Source organism: Aeromonas sp. 600948 (genome assembly GCF_049174875.1).
GTDB lineage: Bacteria > Pseudomonadota > Gammaproteobacteria > Enterobacterales > Aeromonadaceae > Aeromonas > Aeromonas veronii_A.
In genome coordinates this window covers 1-1,350 of the sequence record NZ_JAAKTY010000045.1, presented here as the reverse complement: position 1 = coordinate 1,350, position 1,350 = coordinate 1, and the positions used below count along the sequence as shown (strand labels likewise).

Annotated in this window: 1 rRNA gene; it reads right to left on the bottom strand. The window is 53.0% G+C overall.

Features of this window, described 5'->3' with window-relative positions:
* Positions 1-1,350 (bottom strand): 23S ribosomal RNA (locus G5182_RS20085); the annotation flags it as partial.

Here is a 1,350-nt window from a genome sequence, read left to right as displayed (position 1 = left end):
GAGCGAACCTTCTCCCGAAGTTACGGTTCTATTTTGCCTAGTTCCTTCACCCGAGTTCTCTCAAGCGCCTTGGTATTCTCTACCCGACCACCTGTGTCGGTTTGGGGTACGATGACTTGTAATCTGAAGCTTAGAGGCTTTTCCTGGAAGCAGGGCATCAATGGCTTCCGCACCGTAGTGCGTTCGTCTCGTGTCTCAGTGTTGTGTCTCCGGATTTGCCTAGAAACACCACCTACGCACTTTCACCAGGACAACCGTCGCCTGGCCCACCTAGCCTTCTCCGTCCCCCCATCGCAATTACAAGTCGTGCAGGAATATTAACCTGCTTCCCATCGACTACGCCTTTCGGCCTCGCCTTAGGGGTCGACTCACCCTGCCCCGATTAACGTTGGACAGGAACCCTTGGTCTTCCGGCGAGGAGGCTTTTCACCCCCTTTATCGTTACTTACGTCAGCATTCGCACTTCTGATATCTCCAGCATACCTCTCGATACACCTTCGCAGACTTACAGAACGCTCCCCTACCACTTGCACTAAGTGCAAATCCGCGGCTTCGGTGCCTGGTTTGAGCCCCGTTACATCTTCCGCGCAGGCCGACTCGACTAGTGAGCTATTACGCTTTCTTTAAATGATGGCTGCTTCTAAGCCAACATCCTAGCTGTCTGAGCCTTCCCACATCGTTTCCCACTTAACCAGAACTTTGGGACCTTAGCCGGCGGTCTGGGTTGTTTCCCTCTTCACGACGGACGTTAGCACCCGCCGTGTGTCTCCCGGATATTACTTACTGGTATTCGGAGTTTGCATGGGGTTGGTAAGTCGGGATGACCCCCTAGCCCAAACAGTGCTCTACCCCCAGTAGTATTCGTCCGAGGCGCTACCTAAATAGCTTTCGGGGAGAACCAGCTATCTCCGAGTTTGATTGGCCTTTCACCCCCAGCCACAGGTCATCCCCTAACTTTGCAACGTTAGTGGGTTCGGTCCTCCAGTTGATGTTACTCAACCTTCAACCTGCCCATGGCTAGATCACCCGGTTTCGGGTCTACACCTTGCAACTAGACGCCCAGTTAAGACTCGGTTTCCCTACGGCTCCCCTATACGGTTAACCTCGCTACAAAATGTAAGTCGCTGACCCATTATACAAAAGGTACGCAGTCACCCCGAAGGGCTCCCACTGCTTGTACGTACACGGTTTCAGGTTCTATTTCACTCCCCTCACAGGGGTTCTTTTCGCCTTTCCCTCACGGTACTGGTTCACTATCGGTCAGTCAGGAGTATTTAGCCTTGGAGGATGGTCCCCCCATATTCAGACAGGATGTCACGTGTCCCGCCCTACTCGATTTCACATCAAGGT